At 55.8% G+C, this 3,753-nt stretch carries 7 protein-coding genes; 5 read left to right on the top strand and 2 right to left on the bottom strand.

Annotation, left to right across the window (positions count from 1 at the left end):
- Nucleotides 1–203 precede the first annotated feature (203 nt).
- Nucleotides 204–536 carry a YnfA family protein gene (locus ABEB26_RS26625; RefSeq protein WP_110513296.1) on the bottom strand — a complete coding sequence of 111 codons (333 nt, stop codon included), beginning with the start codon at nucleotides 534–536 and terminating at the stop codon, nucleotides 204–206.
- Nucleotides 537–628: 92 nt separating this feature from the next.
- On the opposite strand from ABEB26_RS26625, the gene ABEB26_RS26630 reads away from it, so the two are divergent.
- Nucleotides 629–1,018: a hypothetical protein gene (locus ABEB26_RS26630; RefSeq protein ID WP_110513297.1), complete on the top strand. Its 390-nt coding sequence runs from the start codon at nucleotides 629–631 to the stop codon at nucleotides 1,016–1,018.
- 133 nt (nucleotides 1,019–1,151) lie between these two features.
- Here ABEB26_RS26630 and ABEB26_RS26635 read toward each other — a convergent pair whose 3' ends face one another.
- Nucleotides 1,152–1,451, bottom strand: a complete 300-nt coding sequence (locus ABEB26_RS26635) for a hypothetical protein (RefSeq protein WP_110513298.1) — start codon at nucleotides 1,449–1,451, stop codon at nucleotides 1,152–1,154.
- Between the two features lie 91 nt (nucleotides 1,452–1,542).
- Here ABEB26_RS26635 and ABEB26_RS26640 point away from each other — a divergent pair, with 91 nt between their 5' ends.
- The 4 genes from ABEB26_RS26640 (at nucleotide 1,543) to ABEB26_RS26655 (ending at nucleotide 3,618) form a co-directional block, all read left to right on the top strand.
- Nucleotides 1,543–1,965, top strand: coding sequence for a MerR family DNA-binding protein (locus tag ABEB26_RS26640; protein ID WP_345725132.1), 423 nt, complete (start codon nucleotides 1,543–1,545; stop codon nucleotides 1,963–1,965).
- 151 nt (nucleotides 1,966–2,116) lie between these two features.
- A complete protein-coding gene (locus ABEB26_RS26645) occupies nucleotides 2,117–2,491 on the top strand; it encodes a rhodanese-like domain-containing protein (RefSeq protein WP_110513300.1) in 375 nt (124 codons plus the stop codon).
- A 181-nt stretch (nucleotides 2,492–2,672) separates the two neighbouring features.
- Complete coding sequence (locus ABEB26_RS26650; RefSeq protein ID WP_345725133.1) at nucleotides 2,673–3,239, top strand: Tn3 family transposase; 567 nt, start codon at nucleotides 2,673–2,675, stop codon at nucleotides 3,237–3,239.
- Between the two features lie 58 nt (nucleotides 3,240–3,297).
- Entirely contained in the window at nucleotides 3,298–3,618 is a 321-nt protein-coding gene (locus tag ABEB26_RS26655; protein ID WP_345725134.1) for an AlbA family DNA-binding domain-containing protein, read from the top strand.
- The last annotated feature ends 135 nt before the right edge of the window (nucleotides 3,619–3,753 follow it).

The following is a 3,753-nucleotide window of genomic DNA, read 5'->3' on the forward strand; positions in this document are numbered from 1 at the left end:
CGATATCACTGCAAAATGGGTCACGCTGCCAAACTGGGCACGGATTCGCAACCAATTGGCCATTCGCTTTGACGGACGCTTTCCGGGGTAATGGGGCGAAATACACAATCTACTTGACAGTCCCGCGCGAGAGCGCTTCGTTCAATGGTACTTATCACAGGATTTGTGCCTCTTGCGCTGTCTGCCCCGTGAGGATGCGTCCTTTAGCGTGGCCAGTAGACAATGATGCCGGCGCCCAACAGCGCAATACCGGCACCCCAGAGACTCGGCGCATCCGGCCGAACGCCATCAACGGCCCAGCCCCACACGAGCGAGAGGCCGATAAACACGCCGCCATAGGCGGCATAGACCTTCCCAAAGTCGAGGGTCGTGGGTTGGAACGTCGGGAGCACCCCATAGAGGACGAGGATGAGGCCACCCAGCAGCCCAACCCACACAGGGCGATCGGCACGTAGCCAGATCCACATCAAATAGCCGCCGCCAATTTCGGCTAGCCCCGCCAGGGCAAAGAGGATGATTGATCGTGTCACCGCCATGGAGAATCTCCTGCTTGACTTAAACCGTACTTGAAGTGCTATGCTCACGCGGTCCCTGCTCGGGACTGAACCATCCATTGTGAGGAGGCTGCATGGACCCCGTACCGCCTGATCAAACGAGCACACCCGCGATTCCACTCGCGTGTAATCTCCTCGCCATTGACCCGGCCCACCGTCTGACGCATCTGACCGCTGGGAGCGTCCTGTTTCAAACCATGGCCCAGGAGTCGCACGCGTTGCCCGATGGCCTCGCCTTTCGCTTTGCGGCGGATGTCTATGACGAGGTAACTGCCTTCATTGCCCAGGAACGCCGCTGCTGTCCCTTTTTTCATTTCCAGCTTGATGTTGCCCCAGACTCTGGCCCGCTCTGGTTACGCATTACGGGAGCGTCCGGCGTAAAAGCCGTGCTCATAGCGGGCCTGGAGGGCATGCTTGCACCGACCAAGTCTCCCCGTTCATCGGCAGGGGATATCCAGCGATGAGGGAGTCAATCCAAGCGCTGATCGCCCATCGGGCGACGAGACCGTGATGAGGACGCACGCTGGATAGGTGACCGTGGACACATGGGCCACAGGCCACCCATCCAGCGTGCGTTCGATGCAGACGACCGAGCGCTTACTGCCCATCCGTGCCGCTTGCGCATTGGCCATCCCCACAGCCACAGGCTGCGTTCGTCACCGGTGCCGGTGTTGCAGGACGGGCCTTCCGGCGCAGGAAGGCGAGGGGAATGAGGCAGGGGATCAAGCAGGCCAGCCCAAGCAGAATGGAGGCGGTTCCCAACGTGCCGCCAGCAATCCCGGCAATCAGCGGCAGACCATCGTTCCAGAGCACGCTGGCGACAAGCACCGTGACCACCAACCCGAGTAGTATACGGCCAACCCGACTGTTCATGCAGTCCTTTATGAAGCGGATCATGGAATCCTCCCTAGCTGATGCACCCGTGGTGCGCGGTACAATGGAGCAAGCATAGTCCTTCAACGTAGGTTTAAGTCAAGGAGCACGTTTCATGAGCATCGCACCATCGTCACCCTTAACGATTGGGGTCGTCGCGGCAACCTTGGGCATCCGCACCTCGGCCATTCGCTACTATGAACGGATTGGGCTGATTCCCCGGCCACCGTTGCGCAGTGGGCAACGCCGCTATGCTGCGGACATTGTGCCGTTGCTGCACCTCATTCATGCTGCCCAACAGGCCGGCTTTACCTTAACGGAGATCCATACCATCGTGCATGGGTTTGATCCGGCGACGCCTCCCTCGGCACGCTGGGCAATGCTTGCGGCTGAGAAATTGACCGAAATTCGGACGCGCATGACGCATCTTCAGACCATGGAACAGATGCTGATGCAGACACTAGCATGTTCGTGTTCCAGTATGACCGCCTGTGCAACCGATGGGTTCACGCTGTGTGCCCCCCACGACGATCAGTAGGCAGGAGCACCATGGGAGGACGCGAGCGTCATACGCAATGGGTGGCGCAGCATGGGCTTGACTTAACCCGGACTTCACGGAGTAAGGTCTGGTCGTCACGTCTATGCTGCGCCACCACTGCTGGTGGTGTATGCCCACAAGGAGGTCGCCCATGATTCCGGTGAATCTCACCACGCAACGCCCGATCACCACCCCAATTCCGATCCTTACGACGGATGAGGTGGTGCGTCTTCAGACGGCGGACCCGCCGCTCATCCTCGTTGAAGCGCTGCCCTTGATGCACTATCAGGCAGCGCATTTGCCGGGCGCGGTCAATATTCCTGCCGATCAGATCGTGCGCCTAGCCCCAATGCTCCTGCCAGACAAAGCGGCGGTCATTGCCGTGTATTGCTCCAACCATGCGTGTGGAACAGCCCAGCACGTCGCCACGCGGCTTGTCCAGCTTGGCTACCGGCAGGTCTTCCATTACCAAGGTGGCAAACAAGCATGGATGCTTGCGGGACATCCACTTGAAGGCCAATCATAAGGATCGTCCACGATGCCACCATCACCAGCCGACAAACAACGGCGCTTTACCGTGACGCTCCCCGAGGTGCTCCCAGCACCGATTCTGGCTTCGGTGGCAGCCGTCTTGGCCTATCGGTAAAGTGCCGCCGATCCGCTACCTGATCCCGAGGGTGAACACGCAATGATCGAGGATTCCTTGGATGAGCCGTTCGCAGAAGAATACCAAAGAAGAACATCTGTTCGCTGCCATGTTTCGGGGGGCCGTGCGTTTAAGCCCTATTGCCGAAAAGACGGTTGCACCTGATGTTGTCATCAAACGCTTCAACAGTTATAGCCGGAAGAGTGGCCTCCACCAAGCGCTCATGGAGATTGGGCGAGCGGTCGAAACAGTCTATGCCGCACGCTTTTTAGAAGATCCTGAATTACGTGCAGAGAATCATCGCAATCTCTGTCACGGTGAAGCATGGAACAGCATGACGCGCCACATCTTTTCCTTTAATCGTGCCATTATGCGTGAAAATAATGTTGAAGAACAAGAGCGGCTCGCCCTCTCGCTGTTGTTAGTGCAAAACATGATTGTTGTGTGGAATGTCTCGCATATGAGTCGCGCGATTAGCCATTTGAAACAGCAAGGATTTCGCTTTGATCTCGCAGATCTCAAACATACAACCCCGCTTTTGACGAGTCATATCCGGATGATTCCTGATTTCATATTGAAGGTCGAACACGGCCAGAACATGAATTCCATGATTGCGAACCCTATTTAGTCGCGCAACACCAATAATGTGCGCATGGTTATCCCATACAAGTATAGGAGATCAGACGATGATACACGAACCCCATAAACAGATTGAAGGGTGGACAGAAGAGGATTTATTACGCTTGCCTTCTGAAGAGAACGACCACTATGAGTATAAATCAAGCCAAATACCCATGGATAGGTTGAAAGAAAAAATCAGCATCGCAGCCTCAGCCTTTTGGAATTCAGGCGGTGGGTTCTTCATCGTGGGTATTGATGATACTGGTCACATCGATGGTGGTATTGCAAAAACTGTTGGCCGCCAAAAACTTCCAGACTGGATTGATCAAATCCTTCTTGGGCTTAACTGTAAATTCCCTCAAAAACTCCCACTTCAGTACATTTGAGCTACTTTATTCCTAAAAAATATCTTATTCCGTCTACGTCGGGACTATGATTGGGATGTGTTTGCGGGGACGCGGGGATAGAGCGGAGATGGGGTGGATGCAGGGTTGGGTGTAGAAACGCTGACGGATTGTCCG

Origin of the sequence: Herpetosiphon gulosus (genome assembly GCF_039545135.1) — a bacterium.
In the GTDB taxonomy this organism is placed as follows: Bacteria; Chloroflexota; Chloroflexia; order Chloroflexales; family Herpetosiphonaceae; genus Herpetosiphon; species Herpetosiphon gulosus.